Annotated in this window: 1 protein-coding gene; it reads right to left on the bottom strand. The window is 76.5% G+C overall.

Annotated features, from left to right (window positions below; translation table 11 throughout):
* The coding region (locus KBX39_RS32210; protein WP_210874203.1) for a multicopper oxidase domain-containing protein at window positions 1-835 on the bottom strand (835 nt) is incomplete at both ends.

The raw sequence follows: 835 nt of genomic DNA, 5'->3' as shown, positions 1-835 counted from the left end.
CAGCACCAGCGGACGGCACAGGCCCTGGTCGCGCCGTCCCGCCGAGCGGGTCTGCCAGCGGTACGCCCAGCCCAGGTTGACGAGTTGGTTGACCACCGTGGCGGGGCGGCCGTCGGCCGGGCTGACCGGGCTCGCGTCCAGCCGCGCGCCGGCGGGCCGGGACGGGTCGAGCAGCCGTACGCTGTCGCTGATCTTGAACGGCAGGGGCGGCGGTACGGGACGCAGCGCCACCACGACGTCCTCCCGGGGGTTGACCCGGACGGTGTCCTTCCAGCCCAGCTCGCCCGGCTCGGGCGGGCGCAGCGTGCCGTCCCAGCCGACCCGGTTGACCAGTTGCACGTCGCAGCCCTCGATGTGCACCAGATGGGTGCGCGGCGCGTCGCCGACGATCCGCCACAGTTGCGTGCCGTCGCCCGGCGCGCCGACCGGCACGGCCGGGTCGGTGGCGTGCAGCACCTCGGTGGCGGGTTCCACCGGGCCCAGCGGCAGCGTGGCCGGCAGCAGCGGCCCGCTGACCGGGTGGCCGACTCCGAGGCGGCCAACCGCGCGGCCGTGCCGGGGCTCGAACACCTGCCCGACCGACTTCACCGCCAGCGGCAGCGTGACCGGGGCCGCCGCGCCGGGCGGGGTGAACGTGACCGAGCCGTCCCGCGCGCCGACGAGCGTCGGACGCGGCGTGTGGGTGCCGAACGCGGCGTCGTACGCCGGTTGCGGCACGATCGGCGGCGGCTGGCTGTGCGCGTACGCCCCGGGTAGTCGGTCGGCGAGCCGGCGCGTGTCGTACGGCTCGGCCGGTGTGCCGGTGACCCGGATCTGGAGCAGCGTGCGGGTGTTC

Origin of the sequence: Micromonospora sp. D75 (assembly GCF_018070405.1) — a bacterium.
GTDB lineage: Bacteria > Actinomycetota > Actinomycetes > Mycobacteriales > Micromonosporaceae > Micromonospora > Micromonospora chalcea.
The sequence above is the reverse complement of the archived record's forward strand: the minus strand, read 5'-3'. Positions and strand labels throughout refer to the sequence as shown.